This is a genomic window from Pseudaminobacter soli (ex Zhang et al. 2022) (assembly GCF_014595955.1).
GTDB lineage: Bacteria > Pseudomonadota > Alphaproteobacteria > Rhizobiales > Rhizobiaceae > Kumtagia > Kumtagia pseudosoli.
The window spans coordinates 391,251-409,364 of record NZ_JABVCF010000002.1 but is presented as its reverse complement, the minus strand read 5'-3'; the positions used below and the strand labels follow the sequence as shown (position 1 = coordinate 409,364).

Genomic DNA, 18,114 nt, shown 5'->3' with positions numbered 1-18,114 from the left:
ATGGTCCGACTGATTCGGCCGCCAGAGGGGGCCGGGCTTTATGGGGACGTCGCCGAAGATTATGCCGAAGCTTGCCAAATATCTTCGCGCCGGCTTGATCGTTGCCGCATTGGGCATCGCCGGCTGCACCGAATCCGCCCTCGACAACATCGCCAAGGGTAATGCCGAAGCGCCGCTTCCGCCGCGCCTCGTGCAGGTCATGCAGACGAAGGGCATGAACAAGGGCTCGCCGATCCTGGCGCGCGTCTTCAAGGAAGAAGGCGTGCTCGAGATCTGGAAGCAGAAGACGAACGGCCGCTACGATCTTCTGGCGTCTTACGAGATCTGCAAGATGTCGGGGAAACTCGGCCCGAAGTTCATCGAGGGTGACCGGCAGTCTCCGGAAGGCTTCTACACCGTTCGCCCCGCGCAGATGAACCCGAACTCGAACTATCATCTGGCCTTCAACATCGGCTACCCGAACGCCTTTGACCGGGCGCATGGCCGTACCGGCAGCAACCTGATGGTTCATGGCGCCTGCTCCTCGTCCGGCTGCTTCTCGATGAATGACGCGCAGATCACCGAGATCTACGCGCTTGCCCGAGAATCCTTCCGCGGCGGCCAGACCGAGTTCCAGGTGCAGTCGTTCCCGTTCCGCATGACGGCGCAGAATATGGCGCGCTATCGCGACGACCCCAACTACGAGTTCTGGCAGAACCTCAAGGACGGCTACGATCATTTCGAGATCACCAAGGTGCCGCCGAAGGTGGACGTCTGCGAGAAGCGCTATGTCTTCAACGCGGTGACCGCCGACGGCGCCACCTTTTCGCCGACCGCCACCTGCCCCGCCTTCACCCAGCCTGACTCGCTGAAGGTGGCCTACCAGTCGTATAAATCGACCTACGACGCCGCCTTCACGAGCATGCTCGGCTCCGGGAAACAGGCTGCGCCGAAACCGACGATCGGCGGACTCGACGAGGCAAAAGTCGTCGCGGAATGGACGAGGAAGCGGGCGCGCGGCGAGCGCGTCGCCATCGAGCCGCCGAGCCTCGGGGCGGATGGGTCGGTCGTCCAGACGACTACCCGGATGGGACGCATAGATTCGCCGCTGGGGCGCAAGATGGCGGAACGCGAGGCGACGGAGGCTGCCAAGAAGGAGGCTGCCGCGCAAAAGGCCGCCGATAGAGCCGCCCAGATTGCCGCGGCCGAACTCGCCAAAGCCCCGAAGCCGGAGCCCGCGCCTGCGCCGGTTGCGGCACCAGTCGAGGCTTACGCCCAGCAGCCGGGGATGCTGGGCCGGATGGGCAAGCGGCTTTCCGACTTGTTCGGCAGTTGAGCCTCTCGGAGCGATAGAGGCTGCCAGCAGTTCGGCGCCTGAACTTACCGGCGCACTTACCGCATGAACCCGGGAATGCCGAGCGGATTGTCCTCGATCGCCGCGCGGTCCGGCGTGTCGACCGAGGGCTCGCTGGTCACGATCGCGAACAGTCGCCTGACATAGTCTTCCGGCATGTCCATGGTGATCAGCACCAGGCGCACGCCCCTCCCCTCATCCGGCCAAGTTGGCAGCCGTGCCGGGGGATGCAGCGTGCGCTGCACGGCATGGACGACCAGCGGGCGTGAGGGATCTTCGCGAAGCTCGATAATCCCCTTCATCCTGAGTACCTTGTCCCCGTGCACCGAGAGCAGCAGGTCGAGGAACATCTCGATCGCCGAATACGGCACCGGCTGGGGATGCACCAGCGAGAACGATCTTACGCGCTCGTCGTGGACCGAGCCGGCGTGGCCGTGGTCGTTATCATGGTGATGGTCGCCGTGGTCGTGGTGATGGTGGTGCTCGCCGCCGCTTGCCGCCTCCCCCAGCCAGCGGCGCACATCCGCCGTCTTGGTCGCGGGATCGTAGAGGCCGCATGCCAGCAAGCCGGCGCCCGTGGCTTGCTGGTCGCGCACGTCGAGGATCGCGGCGTTCGGATTGATGTCGCGCAGCCGCCGCTTCAGCGGCTCCAGCGTGTCCTGATCGGCGAGATCCGCCTTGGTGATCACGAGCCGGTCCGCGACCGCGACCTGCTTCACCGCTTCGACATGGGCGTCGAGCGTCGCCTCCGCATTCACCGCATCAACTAGGGTTATGACACCGTCGAGCCGAAAAGCCTGCACCAGCACGGGATGCGCCATGATCGACTGCAGGACCGGCGCGGGATCGGCCAGCCCTGTCGTCTCGATCACCACGCGCGACAGCCTTTCGATTCGCCTTGTCTGAAGACGGTCGATCAGGTCTGCCAGCGTGTCCACCAGTTCGCCGCGCACGGTGCAGCACAGGCACCCGTCGGAGAGTTCTATGATCCCGTCGGAAGCGCGCTCCACCAGCAGGTGGTCGATCGCGACCTCGCCGAACTCATTGACGATCACCGCGGTGTCCTTGAGTTCCGGATCGCGCAGCAGCCGGTTGAGGAGCTTCGTCTTCCCGGCACCCAGAAATCCGGTGAGCACCGAGACGGGGATGGGGAATTGATTCACGGATAAAGCCTATTGCACGCGCGATTCGCCGTCGCCCTGGCCGACTGCCGTCACGGTCGGCGGCGGCAGGTCCGGCCGCCAGGTTGGGATCGGTACATCGGCTCGCTTTTCGGCCTTGGACTCCGCCTCGGCTGCCGCCAATGCCTCCGAAAGAGCCTTTGCCATCGGTCCGGTTGCTCCCCCGAGCTCGATCTTCACCAGTTGCCGCGGGCGCGAAAAGTCGCTGAGCAGGCTCGCCGCCTTGGCAGGGGCACGCCCCGCCTTGATGTCGGCCTGAAGCTGCTTCTGCTTCTTCGCCTTGGCTTCGCGTCCCTGCTTGGTGCACAACTGGTTGGTCATGTCCGAGGGAGCAATCGGCTGCGCTGCGCTGGTCTTCAACTCCTGAAGCAGCGGCCCGCTGTTGGGGGCTGAGCCGAAGCCCTGCGTCAGCAACTGCGCCGCCTTTTCGTCGCGATCGTCGACCGACTCCCCACCGAGCACGACTGCCATCAGCGTGCGCCCGTTGCGGGTTGCCGAGGCGACGAGATTGAAGCCGGACGGACAGATATAGCCTGTCTTCATGCCGTCCGCTCCCTCGAAGCGGCCGATCAGGTTGTTGTGGTTGGGCATCTGCTTCCCGGCGGCGAGCAGGCCCTCGAGCGAGAAGTATTTCGAATGCTGAGGGAACTCGCGACGAAGCGCGGCCGCCAGAATCCCGATATCCCGCGCCGATGTATACTGCCCCTCGTCGTGCAGTCCGTGCGGGTTCACCCAATGCGAGTCGGTCATACCGAGCCGGCGCGATTCCGCGTTCATCCGCTGCGCGAACGCAGCCTGCGAACCGGCAATGCTTTCGCCGATCGAGTGGGCGACGTCGTTGGCCGACTTGACCATGATGATTTTCAAGGCGTTGTCGAGCGTCAGCTCCGATCCGACGGGATACCCCATCTTGCTGGGCGGCAGCTTGGCGGCCAGCTTCGAGATAAGGACGGGGGACGACAAGCTGACCTCGCCGGCCTGTACCGCGCGAAAGGCCACATAGGCGGTCATCAGCTTGGTGAGCGAGGCCGGATACCAGCGATGCAGGGCATCATCGCTTTCAATGACGCGGCCGGTGCCCAGGTCGAAAAGGATCGAGGGGTTGGCCGCGGCAGGGCCCATGGGAGCCAAGGTTGAGCCGGCGGTGCACATAAGGACGGTGGCTAAGACGGAAAATCGGCTGATCATCGTTATTGAAATAGCCTCTTGCCGGAATCGATCTCAGATCAATAAGCTTATGCGACCGCGTCGCGCTTGGTCGGAGCGCATGAAGCCTGCTGCGCCGGGCCGTGCTATTTAGCCTATGTGACGCCATGAAGGCAAAGCTGCCCGGAGGTAAATAGTTCCGGGCCTTGAAATGTGAGCAGGACTTTCAACGACATGCCTATTCTGAACCGGGCCGCCGAGATGCAGGACGAGATCGCGGGGTGGCGCCGCCACCTGCACCAGAATCCTGAACTGAACTACGACGTCTTCGAAACGGCTCGCTTCGTCGCCGAGAAGCTCAGGGAGTTCGGCTGCGACGAAGTCGTCACCGGCCTGGGCCGCACCGGCGTGGTCGGCGTCATCAAGGGCCGGCGGGGTGATGGCTCGACCGTCGGGCTGCGTGCCGACATGGACGCACTGCCGATCACCGAAGCCGTCGAGCGGCCGCACGCGTCGCGTACGCCCGGCAAGATGCATGCCTGCGGTCATGACGGGCACACCGCAATGCTCCTCGGCGCGGCGAAGTATCTTGCCGAAACGCGGAATTTTGCGGGTTCCGTCGCGGTGATCTTCCAGCCCGCCGAGGAGGGCGGCGGCGGCGGCCTGGCGATGGTGCAGGACGGTCTGATGGAGCGTTTCGGGATCGAGAAGGTGTTCGGCATGCACAACATGCCCGGCCTGCCCGTCGGCGAATTCGCGATCCGGCCCGGCCCGATCATGGCGGCGACCGCCGAGTTCACGATCACCATAAAGGGACGGGGCGGCCACGCGGCCCTGCCGCATCAGGCCATCGACCCCATCGTGATCGCGAGCCATCTCGTGATCGCCCTGCAGACCATTGCCTCGCGGACCACGGATCCGGCCGATTCGATCGTCGTCACGGTCACCAAGTTCCACGCCGGCGACGCCTACAACGTGATTCCCGAACATGCCCAGATTGCCGGCACCGTGCGCAGCCTGCGCAAGGAGGTCGCCGCTACGGCGCGCGACAGGATGAGGGCGATCTGCGAGGGTGTCGCGGCTACCTTCGGCGCATCGGTGGAGTTCGATTTCGATTCCAACTACCCCGTCACCGTCAACGATGCCGAGCAGGCGGTCTTCGCCGGGGACGTCGCCGCCTCTGTCGCCGGAGACCCGCAGGTCCACCGTGCCATCCCGGCGCTGATGGGCGGCGAGGATTTTTCCTACATGCTGGAGAGCCGCCCCGGCGCCTTCATCTTCATCGGCAACGGTGACAGCGCCAACCTCCACCACCCCGCCTATGACTTCAACGACGAGGCCATACCTCACGGTGTCAGCTACTGGGTGAGGCTGGCGGAAACGGCGCTGGCTTAGCTTCGTCATCCCGGAAGCCGCGAGGAGCGAAGCGACAAGCGGTTATCCGGGATCCATTCCGGTCGGCCGAAAGGTTACGGAATGGATCCCGGGTCTGCGCACTCGCTTTACTCATGCTCCGCCCGGGATGACGGGCGCTCGGTCCGGTCTTGTCAAAACGCCGCCAGCCGGGAAAACGTAGGCGCCTACTCCTCTTCCTTCCAGGCTGCCCCCAGAACTCTCAGCCAGTTCTCGCGGCAGATTTTGGCGAGTTCCGCCTCGCCGTAGCCGGCATCCTGCAGCGCTTTGACAAGGTTCTGCAATCCGGCTGCATCGCCGATCTCGGCGGGAATGGTGGCGCCGTCGTAATCGGAGCCGATCGCTACGGAGTCTATCCCGAGCCGCTCGACCAGATAGTCGATGTGCCGGACGAGTACCGGGAGTGGCGTATTGGGATTGTCGCCGCCATCGGATCTCAGCATGGTCACCGCGAAATTCAGCCCTACCAGTCCCTGACTTTCCCGTATCGCATCCAGTTGCCGGTCGGTGAGGTTGCGGGCGACCGGCACCAGCGCATGCGGGTTGGAATGGCTGGCGACCAGCGGCTGCTCGCTGATCGACGCAACATCCCAAAAGCCCCTTTCGGTGATGTGGGAGAGGTCGATGAGGATGCCCAGGCGATTACACGCACGCACCAGGTTCTTGCCCGCTTCGGTCAGCCCTGGACCCGTGTCTGGGCTCATGGGGAAGGCGAAGGGCACTCCGTGGCCGAAGATGTTCGGGCGACTCCACACCGGGCCGAGCGATCGCAGGCCGGCTTCATGGAAAAGATCCAGCGCATCCAGGTCGGGCCCGATCGCCTCGCAGCCTTCCATGTGGAGCACGGCCGCGAATGTGCCTGTCGCCATCGCGTCTCTGATCTCCACCGTATTCCGGCAAAGCTTCCATGCGCCGGCACGTTCGAGGCGGAATGCGATCGAGGCCATCTCGATAGCAATGTCGAGGGATGGTCCACGCGGGACCGGTTCTGCAAGCGGCGTCCGGTAGCTGCCGTCGCGGCCCGGCCGATCGACGCGCAGGTCGCCGGAAGGGATGAACATCGCGCAGATGCCGCCCGCGAGACCGCCCTCAGCCGCGCGTGGCAGGTCTATATGGCCACCCGACGCCTCCTGGATGAACTCGGAGATCGGCTCGAAGCCGCTCCTCTGCCTCTGCCACAATTTCAGGAGGACGTCGTTGTGTCCGTCGAAAACCTGCTGCATGGGATTCCCTGGTTGGTCAGAGGTCGCCTGCCGGCGATTGCCAGTGGAACCTGACGTGATGCGCGGCGTCGCGCCAGTCACTCCCCGTCTTCACCGCTGATCCAGACGGTAGGATCCACCTTCTTCTGCGTCGTGCCATCGACGAATACCCACCACCCGGCATCGCTGTCATCCCAATCTCCGCCGGTCCTACGCATGCGCTCCAGCGAGCGGTACTGTCCGATGGATTCATTCTCCTGGCCATCGGCATCGGTCCAAACGATCCTCACCTTGCTACCGTCCATCGGCGCCGTCGAAATGGGTCTTCTGGTCAGCAAAATCGCCTCCTCGCGCTTCCGCCGATCATCGCGCGTCGGCGTCCGTATGGCAAACGCAGTTCGCTGCCCCACGGCTCCCCAAGATCTGAGCTTCACCACGCCTTTTATGGTTAGCTGATCGTTAATGGTTCTCCCCTACCAGTGCGCAGGGGAGGAAGGCGGCTGCTCGCCTGGGTGGGGTCGGAACGCGATGAAGCTGGGAGAAGGGGGAGGTCCAGCCTCTCCGTGCAGGAACGAATCAAGTACCCTGAAGCTGGCCGGTGTCGCCGGATGCCCGGCCCTCGATCTGTCCTTGGAGGAAGCTGAGGAGATCGTCGAGGCATCGGCGGACTGGATCTGGGAAACCGATCCCGAGCTTCGCTTCTCCTGGCTCTCCTACGGCCATCAGCAACAGACGGGAATCGATCCGTCGAAGGTGCTCGGCCGCTTCCGGCTCGACTCCCTCGTTCAGCTCGCGGCCCGCAGTAAGGGCGCCGCGCGTCATATGCAGGACCTGCAGGCGCGCAGGCCGTTTCGCGATTTCGTCTACGAGTTGAAGGGCGCGCAGCCCGACTGCCGCTGGATTTCGGTCACCGGGTATCCGAGGTTCAACCCGGAAGGCCGCTTTCTCGGCTACCGCGGTACGGCCCGGAACATCACCAGCCTCGCTGTCTCCTTGAGCGAGCTTGCCGCTGCAATGGGCGACGCTCCCCCGCCGAAACCCACAGCTCCAGGCGGGGACTCGAGCGCCGCCGCAACGGTCGGGAAATGTACCGACACCGAACTCGAAATGAAGCGCGCCGCGCTCGATGAGGCGAACGAGAGGACGGAGCGCCTGCTTTTCGACCTGCAGCGGACGATCGATTCGCTCGACCTCGGCGTGGTCCTGCTCGACGCCGACCTAAATGCCGATATCATCAACAAGGCATTCTACAGGATCTGGAACCTGCCGGAGGGCGCAGTTCCGGTGGGATCGCCCTTCAGGGCACTGTTGGATATCGACCGTAAGAACAACCCTCACATCGCGGACGCGCGCTGGGAGGACTATGTGGCCAGCCGGCTCGCCGAGATCCGCGCCGGCGACATCGCTCCGTGCGAATTGGAGCGCGACGGCACGACCGTGGTGTATGCGGTCACTGCTCTGTCAGGCGGCAAGCGGTTGGTCTCGTACTTCGACATCACCGAGATGAAGGAGCGTGAACGCGAACTGGCCGAAATCCATGAGAGGTCGCGGCTCGCCGAGGCGGTCATCGACAGCATCAAGGATCCGATCTTCGCCAAGGACAGGGAGCTCAGATATGTCCTGGTGAACAAGGCGTTCGCCACGCTCCACGATGTCTCGCCGCAATCCATGATTGGCAAGCGAAGCGAGTATTTCAACGACGACTCGGAGTCGGCGCGCTTCGAAAGCGCCGAGCGGAGTGTCCTCGAGACCGGCGAGCCCTTCGAGGCCGAAGAGGACCTGGAGATCACCGGTGTTGGCCGTTCGCGGATCGTACGCAAGACTCGGGTGCAGACCGGGAATGGCAATCAGTACGTCGCCGGATTTCTTCTCGACGTGACCCAACTGAAGTCGCGCGAGAATTCGCTGCGCGAATCGATGCGCCAGATCGAGCTCTATCGACGCGTCCTCGACGAGCTCCCGGTCTCGACCAACATCAAGACTTCCGATCTTAGGATCGAATATGTGAACAAGGCCTGGTGCGCGCTGACCGGCTTCTCCAAGGAAGAGGCATCCGGCAAGACTGACCGGGACTTGTTCGGGGCCGGCGAGGCAGAGGGGTTCTCCTCGGACGACCAAAAGGTTGCCGTCGAGGGCAGGAGCGTCGAGACGGAAGAGGCCGTCACCCATCGCGACGGCACGGTCCGCGAGGTGATGACCCGCAAGAACCGGCTCGTGATCGATGACGGAACGATGCGCCTGTTCGCCTCCAGTACGGACATAACGGAGATCAAGGCGCGCGAGGCGCAGCTGAAGGAGAGTCTGCGCGAGAACGAGATCTTCCGCAGCATGATCGACAACGTCCCTGTCGCGATCTACGCCAAGAAGGAAGACTTCAGGCTCACTTATGTGAACAAGGGCTGGTGCGAACTCACCGGCTTTTCCAGGGACGATGCGGTAGGCCGGACCGATCTCGAAATCTTCGGTGCGGATGGGGGCCTGATGGCTGATGCCGATCGCGCCGTCTTGGCATCCGGCGAAATGGTCGAGACCGAGGAGGTGGTGAACGAGGCGGACGGCTCCGTCCGCCATCAGGTGGCCCGAAAGGCCGCCTTCGCCGCATCGGACGGCTCTCGCCACCTGATCGGCTCCACCGTCGACGTGACGGAACAGAAGCGGCGTGAGCAGGAGTTGCGCGATGCCCAGCGCCGCGCCGTGCTTGCCGACCGTGCCAAGTCCGAGTTTTTGGCAAACATGAGCCACGAGATCCGCACCCCGATGAACGGCGTGCTCGGCATGGCCGAACTGCTCGCCCGGTCCGAACTCGACGCCAAGCAGAGGACCTTCACCGACATCATCGTCAAATCGGGCAACGCGCTCCTCACCATCATCAACGACATCCTCGATTTCTCGAAGATCGATGCCGGCGAGCTTGTCCTCGATCCGGCTCCCTTCAACCTCTCGGAGGCGATCGAGGACGTGGCGACGCTTCTGTCCACCCGCGCCAAGGAGAAGGACCTCGAGTTGATCGTCCGGGTCGCGCCCGAGATCGAGGACGCCTATGTCGGCGATGTCGGCAGGATCCGGCAGATCGTCACCAACCTTATCGGCAACGCGATCAAGTTCACCGAACGCGGTCACGTCCTCGTCGAGGCAACTGCCTCCAACGGCGACGATGGCACCAATCTGCGCGTGGCTGTGAAGGACACCGGCATCGGCATTCCGGCGGACAAGCTGGACCTGGTGTTCGAGAAGTTCAGCCAGGTGGATGCTTCCTCCACCCGCCGGCACGAAGGCACCGGCCTTGGGCTGGCCATCACGTCTCGTCTGGTGGCCATGATGGGCGGCAAGGTTGGCGTTGGGAGCAAGGAGGGCGAAGGATCGGCCTTCTGGTTTACCCTTGCACTGCCACGCAGCGACAAACCGAAGGTGCAGAAGATGGTCCCGATCGATGTGACCGGCGCCCGCATCCTGATCGTCGACGACAATGCGGTCAACCGCACCATCATGATGGAGCAAATGGCGAGTTGGAACTTCGACGCCTGCGCCGCATCCAGTGCCGCTGAAGGGTTGGAAGTCCTTAAGGCGGCAGCGCGCTTCGGCCTGACCGTCGACTGCGTGCTGCTCGATTACCAGATGCCCGGCATGTCGGGGCTCGAGATGGCCCGCGTCGTTCGCCAGACACCATCCGTGGCCGAGACGCCGATCGTCATGTTGACCTCGGTGGATCAGTCGCTCGGGGTGGGAGCCGTGCGGGAGGCGCTGATCCAGGCGCAGCTCACGAAGCCGACCCGATCCTCGGCCTTGCTCGAGACGCTGGTCGCCACGATCCAGGCCGACCGCCATCGCCGTGGCCGCTCTCCGGGCGCCGAGTTCGAGCCGCGGAGTGCTCCCTCTAGGACAGAAGCGCCGAGCGGGAACATCGCCCAGGCGCAGCCGATCCAAAGCCTCAAGCCTCAGCAGCCGAAGCCTTCCGAGATGAAGAACGACCCGCACCGCGTCGACATCCTCGTCGCAGAGGACAACGAGGTGAACCAACTGGTTTTCACCCAGATTCTCGCCGAGACCGGGCTGACCTTCCAGATCGTCTCCAACGGCCGGCTCGCCGTCGAGGCATTCGCCAAGATCCGACCCACCATGGTGCTGATGGACGTCTCCATGCCGGAGATGAATGGCCTGGAGGCGACCGGCGCCATCCGCGCCATGGAAGCCGAATGGGGGACGCGCACGCCGATCGTCGGGGTGACCGCTCATGCGCTGAAGGGCGATCGCGAGCGCTGCATCGATGCCGGCATGGACGATTATCTGCCCAAGCCGATCAGCCCCAAGGCCTTGCAGGAGAAGATCGACCGGTGGTCGCGCGCTTCGAATGCAGGGGCCGCGCGGAGTCCCTGAACCGCGCCGCATCTCCCAGCACGCTCCGCCACCCAACCGATTCTTAACGGGTGGCGAATAGACCCTTCGATGAACGGCGGGATCGGAGAGTAAATCGCGTGCGCTTTTCCGCGGCGTCGACAGCCGAAAGGCTTCTGCCGGAGCGCCTCGCGCTCCGCCTGCGGCCTTTGGTCGACCGGATCGACGAGATCGTCTTCGATCCCGGCGAGCGCGGCGAAGCAAGCCGTATGTCCCTGATCGCCTTCACCATTCGCGTTGTCAGCGCAGCGATCGCATTTGTCAGCCAGGTGCTGCTGGCACGCTGGATGGGCGGCTTCGAGTACGGGATCTTCGTGCTCGTCTGGACCGCGATGGTGATCGCCGGCAGCGTCGCATGCTTCGGCTTTCACACCTCGGTGATCCGCTTCATCCCCGAATACCGCGACAAGGGCATGCTGGCCGAACTGCGCGGGGTGCTGCTCACAAGCCGACGTCTGGTCCTGTTCCTGTCGACCGGGCTCGCCCTTGTCGCAATGGCTGCGGTATGGCTGGCGTCCGACCGGATCGAACCCTACTACGTCGTGCCCTTCATCCTCGGCCTGTTCTGCGTGCCGATGATCGCGCTCTCGGATCTCTTGCAGGGGGTGGCGCGCGCCTATTCCTGGGGCATTTCGGCGCTCGCGCCAACCTACATCACCCGCCCGGTCCTGATCCTAGCCTTCATGGCCGGCGCGCTCGCACTCAGCTATCCGCCGACCGCCGAAATCGCCATCTGGTCAGCGATCCTCGGCACCTATGCGACGACCATCATCCAGCTTGCCGAGACGACCGCCGACGTCGATGCCAAGCTACCGCCCGGGCCGCGGACCGTTCATCTCAGGACCTGGATCATCGTTTCCCTGCCGATCTTCCTGATCGAGGGCTTTTCGTTCCTGCTCACGAATGCCGACGTGCTTATGGTCGGCCTCTTCCTGCCGCCGAATGAGGTCGGCATCTATTTCGCCACGGTGAAGACCCTCGCCCTAGTCCATTTCGTCTATTTCGCCGTGAAAGCCGGCGTCGCCCAGCGCTATTCGCAGTTCGCTCACGGAGACAAGGAGCGGCTGGCCGAATTTGCACGGGAGACCGCCGCATGGACCTTCTGGCCGTCGCTGCTGATGGGCGGCGCCGTGCTGCTCATCGGCGACTTCATGCTGAAGCTGTTCGGGCCGGGCTTCGAGGCGGGCTATCCGCTGCTCTTCCCGCTGGTGTTCGGGGTGGTCGCCCGCGCCTCGGTGGGTCCGAGCGAAAGCCTCCTCACCATGAGCGATCATCAGAACATATGTGCCGTGATCTATGCTGTAACGCTGGTGGTGAACGTCGCGCTCAGCGTGATCCTCATTCCCCGCTTCGGCCTCTGGGGCGCCGCCTTCGCCAATGCGGCCTCGATGACGTTCGAGGCGGCGGTGCTGTCCTTCACCGCCTGGCGCAAGCTTGGGATTGTCATGATGATCCTCCTGCCGCCGCTCCGTTCCCGGAGGGCTTCCTGATGGCCGCACAGCCTCTGCTGGAGGAAATCAGCGGCGGACCGGCGGGCACCATGATCTCAGGCCTCGCCGGCCTCGAGAGCCGTGTCGCCCTGCCTGCGCAGGAAGAGCGGATCGAACTGCGGCAGAAGCTGCGCCGCCTCAGCATCTACCCGGCATCCGCCGGGTTTTCGCTGGTCGAGGAACTGGACTTCCTCTGCGCCCGCACCATCGAGCCCAACATCTTCTTCAATCCGCATTTTCTCGCTCCCGCGATGCCACGCCTCGAAGACCGCGAGGTGCGGTTGGCGGTGATCCGCGACGGCGGCGAGGACAAATCCCGCCTGCGGCTGCTCGTGCCGTTCTCAGTCGAAAAACCCAGCGTGCCTCTCGGCGTGTCGATCATGCGGACCTGGGCCAGTCCGTTCGGTCCGCTCGGCATACCGCTGCTCGACCGCGACGATCCCGCAGGCGTGGTCGACGATTTCCTCGACATTTTGGCGAGGCCACATCTGAAGCTGCCGAGGGTCCTCGTGCTGCCGGAGATGCGCCTGGACGGACCGGCGGCGACTATGATCGCCTCAGTCGCCGACGCCCGCGGACTGCCCACAGATCTCACCGCGGTGATGCACCGGCCCTTCCTGAAGAGCAATCTCGACGGCGAGACCTATCTCAAGAACTCGCTGAAGTCGCATCACTACCGTGAATTCTGCCGCACGAAGCGCCGGCTCGCCGAGAAGGGCGCGCTGGAGTATGTGGTCGCGCGGGGGGAGGACGAGGTCCGCGATGGGCTGGAGGCCTTCCTCACCCTTGAGGCCTCCGGCTGGAAGGGACGCCAGCGCACGGCAATGGCGATCGACCGCTACCGCGCCGCCTTTGCCCGTGAAGCCGTGCACGGCTTGGCCGAGCAGGACAAATGCCGCATCCACCTGCTAACCCTGAACGGAGAGCCGATCGCCAGCCTTGTCGTCTTCGTTGAGGGGGGCATGGCCTATACCTGGAAGACGGCCTACGACGAAGCCTATTCCGCCTATTCGCCCGGCACGCTGCTGATGATCGAGGTCACCAAACAGCATCTCGAGGATCCCAACATCGAGGCCACCGATTCCTGCGCGGTCCCGGATCATCCGGTGATGAGCCGCCTGTGGACGGAACGGCGCAGCATGGGAACGATGATCATAGGGCTGACGCCCAATTCGGATCGGCTGGTGCGTCAGGCCGCGTCGCAGTTGCACCTTTACCGGCAGACGCGCAACATGGCGCGCATTCTCCGCAATCGCATCAAGGGAATACTGAAGCGTTAGGCGGCCCGGACCGGGGTGCGTCGAAATCGTCCTCGGCCCTGCCCTCGGGACTCTTTCATCCCAGCCCTTCGGCCTTGGCGCGCTCTCGAAAAATCCGCCTGATCACCTTGCCTGTCGTAGTCAGCGGCATGGAATCCACGAACGCGACCTCGCGCGGATATTCGTGCGCCGAAAGCCGCTCGCGCACCCAGACCTTGATCTCGCCGGCAAGCTCCTCGCTCGGCTCAAACCCATCCCGCAGCACAACGTAGGCCTTGACGATCTCGGTCCGCAGCACGTCAGGCTTGCCGATGGCGGCAGCTAGCGCGACCGCGGGATGACCGGTGAGGCAATCCTCGATTTCGGCCGGTCCGATGCGGAAGCCGGACGAGGTGATGACGTCATCGTCGCGGCCGACGAAGTGGAAGTAGCCGTCCTCGTCGACCATCCCCTGGTCGCCCGTGGTCATCCAGTCGCCGACGAACTTTCTGCGCGTGGCCTCCTCGTTGCGCCAGTAGCCGAGGAACATCACCGGGTTCGGGCGCCGCACGGCGATCTGCCCGGTCTCGCCCGGAGGAAGAGCATGTCCATCCGCGTCGATCACCGCGACCTCATGGCCCGGCACCGGCCTGCCAATGGCGCCGCTGAGACTGACGCCGAGCTTCGCGCAGGAGGCGAGGACGAGATTGCACTCCGTCTGCCCGTAGAACTCGTTGACCACGATGCCCAGTTCGTTGCGGGCCCACTCGAATGTCTCGCGTCCAAGCGCCTCGCCGCCGGAGCCGATGGTGCGCAACTCGAGGCGGAAGCGCTTGCGGACATCCGTGACCGTCTTGAGCATCCTGAGCGCGGTCGGTGGGATGAAGGCATTCTTCACCCGCATTTTCTCCATGAGTCCAAGCGCCGCCTCCGGGTCGAACTTCTGGAACCGGCCGGAAACCACCGGCACGCCGAGGTAGAGGCCGGGCAGCAGCACGTTGAGGAGCCCGCCGGCCCACGCCCAGTCCGCCGGCGTCCAGAAGAGATCGCCCGGCTGCGGCAGGAACTCGTGGGGGAACTGCACGCCCGGAACATGCCCGAGCAGCACGCGGTGGCCGTGCAGCGCTCCCTTGGGCGGCCCGGTCGTGCCCGAGGTGAAGATCATCATCGCCGGATCGTCTGCGGTAGTGTCGACCGCCTCGAAGACGGGCGAATGATCGGAGACGAACTGTTCGAAGCCGGCGACATCACCGTCGGCGCCATCCGTCGAGACGATGAGTTCAAGGGCCGGCAACCGGCCGCTGATCGCGGAGAGTTTTCGCGCTCCGTCTGCGTTCGTGATGACGGCCTTCACCGCCGCCGCATGGAGCCGGTACTCCAGTGCCTCGACGCCGAAGAGCAGCGCAAGCGGCACCGCTATGGCGCCGAGTTTGTAAATGGCCACATGCGAGATCACCGTCTCGAAGCATTGCGGTAATAGCAGCGCAACCCGATCGCCGCGGCCGATGCCTCGGTGCCGCAGCGCAGAAGCCAGCGCACTAGACTGGCGTGCAAGTTCGCCATAGGTCAGCCTGTCGGGCTCTCCCTGGGCCCGGTACTCAATGAGTGCGACGCGATCGGGCTGATGCGCTGCCCATCCGTCGGAGACGGCGACGCCTATGTTGAAGCGGGCCGGGATTGACCAGCGGAAATCGCGGTAGAGCCGTTCATAGCTGTCGGCCTGCTGGAGCATCGTGGTCCCGGCGCTCGGCTCAGGATCGAACCGCAACGAAATGCTTAGGCCGATGTCCCCCGCTCAGCAAGGTGGCACTTGCGGATGGCCCCGAGCCGATTGCGCGGAAGTTGATATGCGTCAACGCGGCTTGTCATTGCACGTGGATACTGCACCGCAACGCCCATCCACGTTGGATGCAGGTGCAGATCTGGCCCGGTGCAATCGGCCGAGCCAGTGTCCTTCGACCGAAGTTGCATTCAAAGCCTGGCAGCCGGAGACTTCGAATGACCAGTGCGACCGACTGGGGAAGGATAACGCTCCGCAATGGGCTTCTCGGCAGATGGGCCGCCGAAAAACTGGGGATGACAGGCGCTGAAGCCGACGCTTATGCCAACGCCCTCGCCAACGACGCATTCGAACCCGAGCGCAGCGACGTATTCAGCAAGATCCGCAAGGACTTCGACGCGGCGGGCGTGTCCCAATCCGACGAAGAGATCCGACGCGCCATGAACGAATGCATGATCCAAGCCGGGAACCTGAAGCCAAGAAGGCGAGGGGATTCCCTCGATTCCGCAGCAGCGGTGCTTGCCCGCAATCTCATCAAACCATGAGGTCGGCTTTAGGTCGCCAACGGGCCATGCTCGGAATAGCAAGCGGTGCCCCGGCGAGTATCTGATGCACGGGCAGGAAGCTCGTCCCGGCGCCCTGCATCGCTCTCAGAAAAGGGGGGAAGCGGCACCCCGAGCCGAGCTGGCAATGGACTGATTTCTCCAAGCAATATCTTGAAGATAGGCAATCTTATTTATCGCATTGATCGATTGTACTATAAATTTCTAGCGTCGTCTTGAAATTTCTCCAAACATCACCACGTTTTATATTGTTCTCTGGAGGAGAACTGCCATGCGCAAGCTGCTCTTTACTGCGATCACCGTCGGAACCATCCTCGCGGCCTACGCCGCCCTGGCGAACAAGATCATCGGCAACGGCTGACGATCCTGGCGCTTTGATTGCGAGGCGGAGCCTGAGGTTCGGCTCCGCCTCTGTGGGTTGGCGAAGACGATGCCCTTAGCCCACGACCCTGAGCTACTACTCCCGTCGCCACGAGAGGGCAGGCGAAGAAAAATGTTTGCTTGGGAAATGGTGCCCCTGGCCGGGATCGAACCAGCACGCCCGTGAAGGCAACAGATTTTGAGTCTGCCGCGTCTACCAATTCCGCCACAGGGGCCCTGCCCTGTTCCGGGCATGAGGCTGCGGACTATACGGCGGAACCCGGCGTCGTCAACAGCAAGCTGAGGCTTTCCGGCCTAAACCCATTTCCTCGCACTCAGCAGCAGCCTCGCCGGTGAGGCGCATTCGTAGGAGACGACTGCGCCGAGGCTCGGCTAGGCCGCCTGAACACCCAGTTCCGCCAGCCGCTTCACCGCCGAGGGCGGAAGCGGCGGGTGGCCGGGGGTTTTGGCCGCGTCGATCAGGAGCGCGTCGCAGCCCGCCTCGGTCTCGGCAATGAGCCGGCGCATGAACTCTTCCTTGCCCAGGCCGGCAGGAATCGGCGGCAGGAAACGCGCCTTGATCGTACCGGGATAGCGCAGGAATTTTCGGCGCGGCCAGTAAAGCCCGGCGACATGGGCGACCGGCACCACGGGCAGCCCGAGCTGCGAATAAAGCTCGACGATGCCGTATTTATAGAGCGGCTCGTCTCCGGGCGCGCGGCGGGTGCCTTCGGGATAGATGATGAGTTGACGGTCGTGCGCCATCTCGCGCTTGGTGTCGACCACCACCTTCTTGAGCGCCTTCGAGCGGCTGCCGCGATCGACCGGGATCAGCCGCATCTTCATGATGTACCAGCCGAAGAACGGTATCCAGGTGAGCTCGCGCTTCAGGATGTAGAGGGGGTCGCGCAGGAACGGGAAGAAGGCGAAGGCGTCCCAGAACGATTGGTGCTTCGGCGCCAGGATGAAGGAGCCCTCGGGAAGATTCTCCAGGCCAGATATGTCGTGCTTGGTGCCGGTCAGCTTGTCGTACAGCCAGAGGCTCGAGCGCGCCCAGAATTTTGGCACGAACCAAGCCTTCTTGCGCGGCATCAGGAAGAACAGCGGCGCCCAGAGAATCATCTGAACGATGAGGTTCAGATAGAAGACGCTGTTGAAGATCAGCGAACGAAGGGCAATCATGTGATGCGGAATTCCATGGCGCAGACCGGGCTTCGTACACCGGCTTCCGCTTCATGTTCAATGTTTGAGAATGGAGCGGCGACCGATAGGTCAATCGGCCTCGACTGTGTTCCGCACTATTGTTGCCGTATAGCGGGGCTCGCCGTCCCCGATCGAGCCTGCCGGAAGTGCGCTGCGGGCAACGGCGGCGACATATTTGGTGTATTCGGTGAAGATCACCCTGAGTGCAGCCGGCTTGGTCAGCCAGCCGCCGCCCGCCAGCGGCGTGTTCACGACCGGATAAGGCTCGACTTTAGCGCGCTCGACCAGTCTGCCGATCTCGAGCAGGCTTCGCGGCATGTGGTAGTTGCTCGTGACCAGGATCACGCGCTCATAGGCATGGCTCTGCACCCATTTGGCGCTCTCCTCGGCATTGCCGATTGTGTCGAGCGCCGCATGGTCGATGTCGACGCAGCAGGCGAACAGATCCTTGTCGCCGCCTGTGATGCGCCGCAGCGAATCACGGCCAGCGTCGGGATGGACCCCGCTGATCAACAGCCGCCTGCCTTTCCCCGACTTGAGCAACTCGAGCGCGGCGTCGAGACGAGCCTGCCCGCCGGTAAGCACAATGATCCCGTCTGCCGTCTTGATCTCGCGGGGCGTCTCGAGTTCGCTGACATAGGTGGCAAACAGGCCGAAGCCGCCGACGAAGAAAATGGCACCGGCCAGCAAGGCCATTGCCGCGACGCGCAGAGCCCGCCCGGCGCCGGGTCCGCGTGCACCTCCCGAATCTCGCGAAGCCGCCTTCATCATGGCGAAGATGTAATCCGGATTTGATCGGCTGGGTAGCATTGA

Annotated in this window: 13 protein-coding genes and 1 tRNA gene; 6 read left to right on the top strand and 8 right to left on the bottom strand. The window is 63.7% G+C overall.

The window, feature by feature from the left end; genetic code table 11:
- Positions 1–61 precede the first annotated feature (61 nt).
- Positions 62–1,315 (top strand): L,D-transpeptidase family protein, encoded by a 1,254-nt coding sequence (locus HUI96_RS05140; protein WP_188253571.1) that lies wholly within the window; start codon positions 62–64, stop codon positions 1,313–1,315.
- A 56-nt stretch (positions 1,316–1,371) separates the two neighbouring features.
- Here the strand turns inward: HUI96_RS05140 and HUI96_RS05135 are convergent, their stop codons facing one another.
- Entirely contained in the window at positions 1,372–2,496 is a 1,125-nt protein-coding gene (locus HUI96_RS05135) for a GTP-binding protein (protein ID WP_188253570.1), read from the bottom strand.
- A gap of 9 nt (positions 2,497–2,505) precedes the next feature.
- Positions 2,506–3,636, bottom strand: a complete 1,131-nt coding sequence (locus tag HUI96_RS05130) for a D-alanyl-D-alanine carboxypeptidase family protein (protein ID WP_237683955.1) — start codon at positions 3,634–3,636, stop codon at positions 2,506–2,508.
- 258 nt (positions 3,637–3,894) lie between these two features.
- Here HUI96_RS05130 and HUI96_RS05125 point away from each other — a divergent pair, with 258 nt between their 5' ends.
- Positions 3,895–5,055 (top strand): M20 aminoacylase family protein, encoded by a 1,161-nt coding sequence (locus tag HUI96_RS05125; RefSeq protein WP_188253568.1) that lies wholly within the window; start codon positions 3,895–3,897, stop codon positions 5,053–5,055.
- 185 nt (positions 5,056–5,240) lie between these two features.
- On the opposite strand, the gene HUI96_RS05120 is transcribed toward HUI96_RS05125, so the two are convergent.
- Positions 5,241–6,296: a dipeptidase gene (locus HUI96_RS05120; RefSeq protein ID WP_188253567.1), complete on the bottom strand. Its 1,056-nt coding sequence runs from the start codon at positions 6,294–6,296 to the stop codon at positions 5,241–5,243.
- A 77-nt stretch (positions 6,297–6,373) separates the two neighbouring features.
- The gene (locus tag HUI96_RS05115; RefSeq protein ID WP_425299197.1) at positions 6,374–6,613 is read right to left on the bottom strand and encodes a hypothetical protein; all 240 of its coding nucleotides are present in this window, start codon (positions 6,611–6,613) and stop codon (positions 6,374–6,376) included.
- Between the two features lie 292 nt (positions 6,614–6,905).
- On the opposite strand from HUI96_RS05115, the gene HUI96_RS05110 reads away from it, so the two are divergent.
- The 3 genes from HUI96_RS05110 to HUI96_RS05100 all read left to right on the top strand — a co-directional run bounded on the left by HUI96_RS05110 (position 6,906) and on the right by HUI96_RS05100 (position 13,437).
- Positions 6,906–10,649 (top strand): PAS domain-containing protein, encoded by a 3,744-nt coding sequence (locus HUI96_RS05110; RefSeq protein ID WP_337917980.1) that lies wholly within the window; start codon positions 6,906–6,908, stop codon positions 10,647–10,649.
- Between the two features lie 98 nt (positions 10,650–10,747).
- Positions 10,748–12,157, top strand: coding sequence for an oligosaccharide flippase family protein (locus HUI96_RS05105; RefSeq protein WP_188253565.1), 1,410 nt, complete (start codon positions 10,748–10,750; stop codon positions 12,155–12,157).
- Positions 12,157–13,437 (top strand): GNAT family N-acetyltransferase, encoded by a 1,281-nt coding sequence (locus HUI96_RS05100; protein WP_188253564.1) that lies wholly within the window; start codon positions 12,157–12,159, stop codon positions 13,435–13,437. The genes HUI96_RS05105 and HUI96_RS05100 overlap by 1 nt, the downstream gene beginning before the upstream one ends.
- A gap of 55 nt (positions 13,438–13,492) precedes the next feature.
- On the opposite strand, the gene HUI96_RS05095 is transcribed toward HUI96_RS05100, so the two are convergent.
- Complete coding sequence (locus HUI96_RS05095; protein ID WP_188253563.1) at positions 13,493–15,127, bottom strand: AMP-binding protein; 1,635 nt, start codon at positions 15,125–15,127, stop codon at positions 13,493–13,495.
- Between the two features lie 266 nt (positions 15,128–15,393).
- Here HUI96_RS05095 and HUI96_RS05090 point away from each other — a divergent pair, with 266 nt between their 5' ends.
- Positions 15,394–15,720 (top strand): ATPase inhibitor subunit zeta, encoded by a 327-nt coding sequence (locus tag HUI96_RS05090; RefSeq protein WP_188253562.1) that lies wholly within the window; start codon positions 15,394–15,396, stop codon positions 15,718–15,720.
- Between the two features lie 527 nt (positions 15,721–16,247).
- Here HUI96_RS05090 and HUI96_RS05085 read toward each other — a convergent pair.
- From HUI96_RS05085 to HUI96_RS05075, 3 genes are all read right to left on the bottom strand, one after another.
- Positions 16,248–16,334, bottom strand: a tRNA-Leu gene (locus HUI96_RS05085).
- 157 nt (positions 16,335–16,491) lie between these two features.
- Entirely contained in the window at positions 16,492–17,280 is a 789-nt protein-coding gene (locus HUI96_RS05080) for a lysophospholipid acyltransferase family protein (RefSeq protein ID WP_188253561.1), read from the bottom strand.
- 90 nt (positions 17,281–17,370) lie between these two features.
- Positions 17,371–18,111 carry a YdcF family protein gene (locus tag HUI96_RS05075; protein WP_188253560.1) on the bottom strand — a complete coding sequence of 247 codons (741 nt, stop codon included), beginning with the start codon at positions 18,109–18,111 and terminating at the stop codon, positions 17,371–17,373.
- Positions 18,112–18,114: the final 3 nt, after the last annotated feature.

Bases quoted from the DNA above. Each gene is read 5' to 3' on its own strand.
- HUI96_RS05130 (WP_237683955.1), bottom strand. From the start codon at position 3,636: ATGGGCCCTGCCGCGGCCAACCCCTCGATCCTTTTCGACCTGGGCACC.
- HUI96_RS05095 (WP_188253563.1), bottom strand. From the start codon at position 15,127: ATGCTCCAGCAGGCCGACAGCTATGAACGGCTCTACCGCGATTTCCGC.
- HUI96_RS05075 (WP_188253560.1), bottom strand. From the start codon at position 18,111: ATGCTACCCAGCCGATCAAATCCGGATTACATCTTCGCCATGATGAAG.
- HUI96_RS05080 (WP_188253561.1), bottom strand. From the start codon at position 17,280: ATGATTGCCCTTCGTTCGCTGATCTTCAACAGCGTCTTCTATCTGAAC.
- HUI96_RS05125 (WP_188253568.1), top strand. From the start codon at position 3,895: ATGCCTATTCTGAACCGGGCCGCCGAGATGCAGGACGAGATCGCGGGG.
- HUI96_RS05140 (WP_188253571.1), top strand. From the start codon at position 62: ATGCCGAAGCTTGCCAAATATCTTCGCGCCGGCTTGATCGTTGCCGCA.
- HUI96_RS05100 (WP_188253564.1), top strand. From the start codon at position 12,157: ATGGCCGCACAGCCTCTGCTGGAGGAAATCAGCGGCGGACCGGCGGGC.
- HUI96_RS05120 (WP_188253567.1), bottom strand. From the start codon at position 6,296: ATGCAGCAGGTTTTCGACGGACACAACGACGTCCTCCTGAAATTGTGG.
- HUI96_RS05090 (WP_188253562.1), top strand. From the start codon at position 15,394: ATGACCAGTGCGACCGACTGGGGAAGGATAACGCTCCGCAATGGGCTT.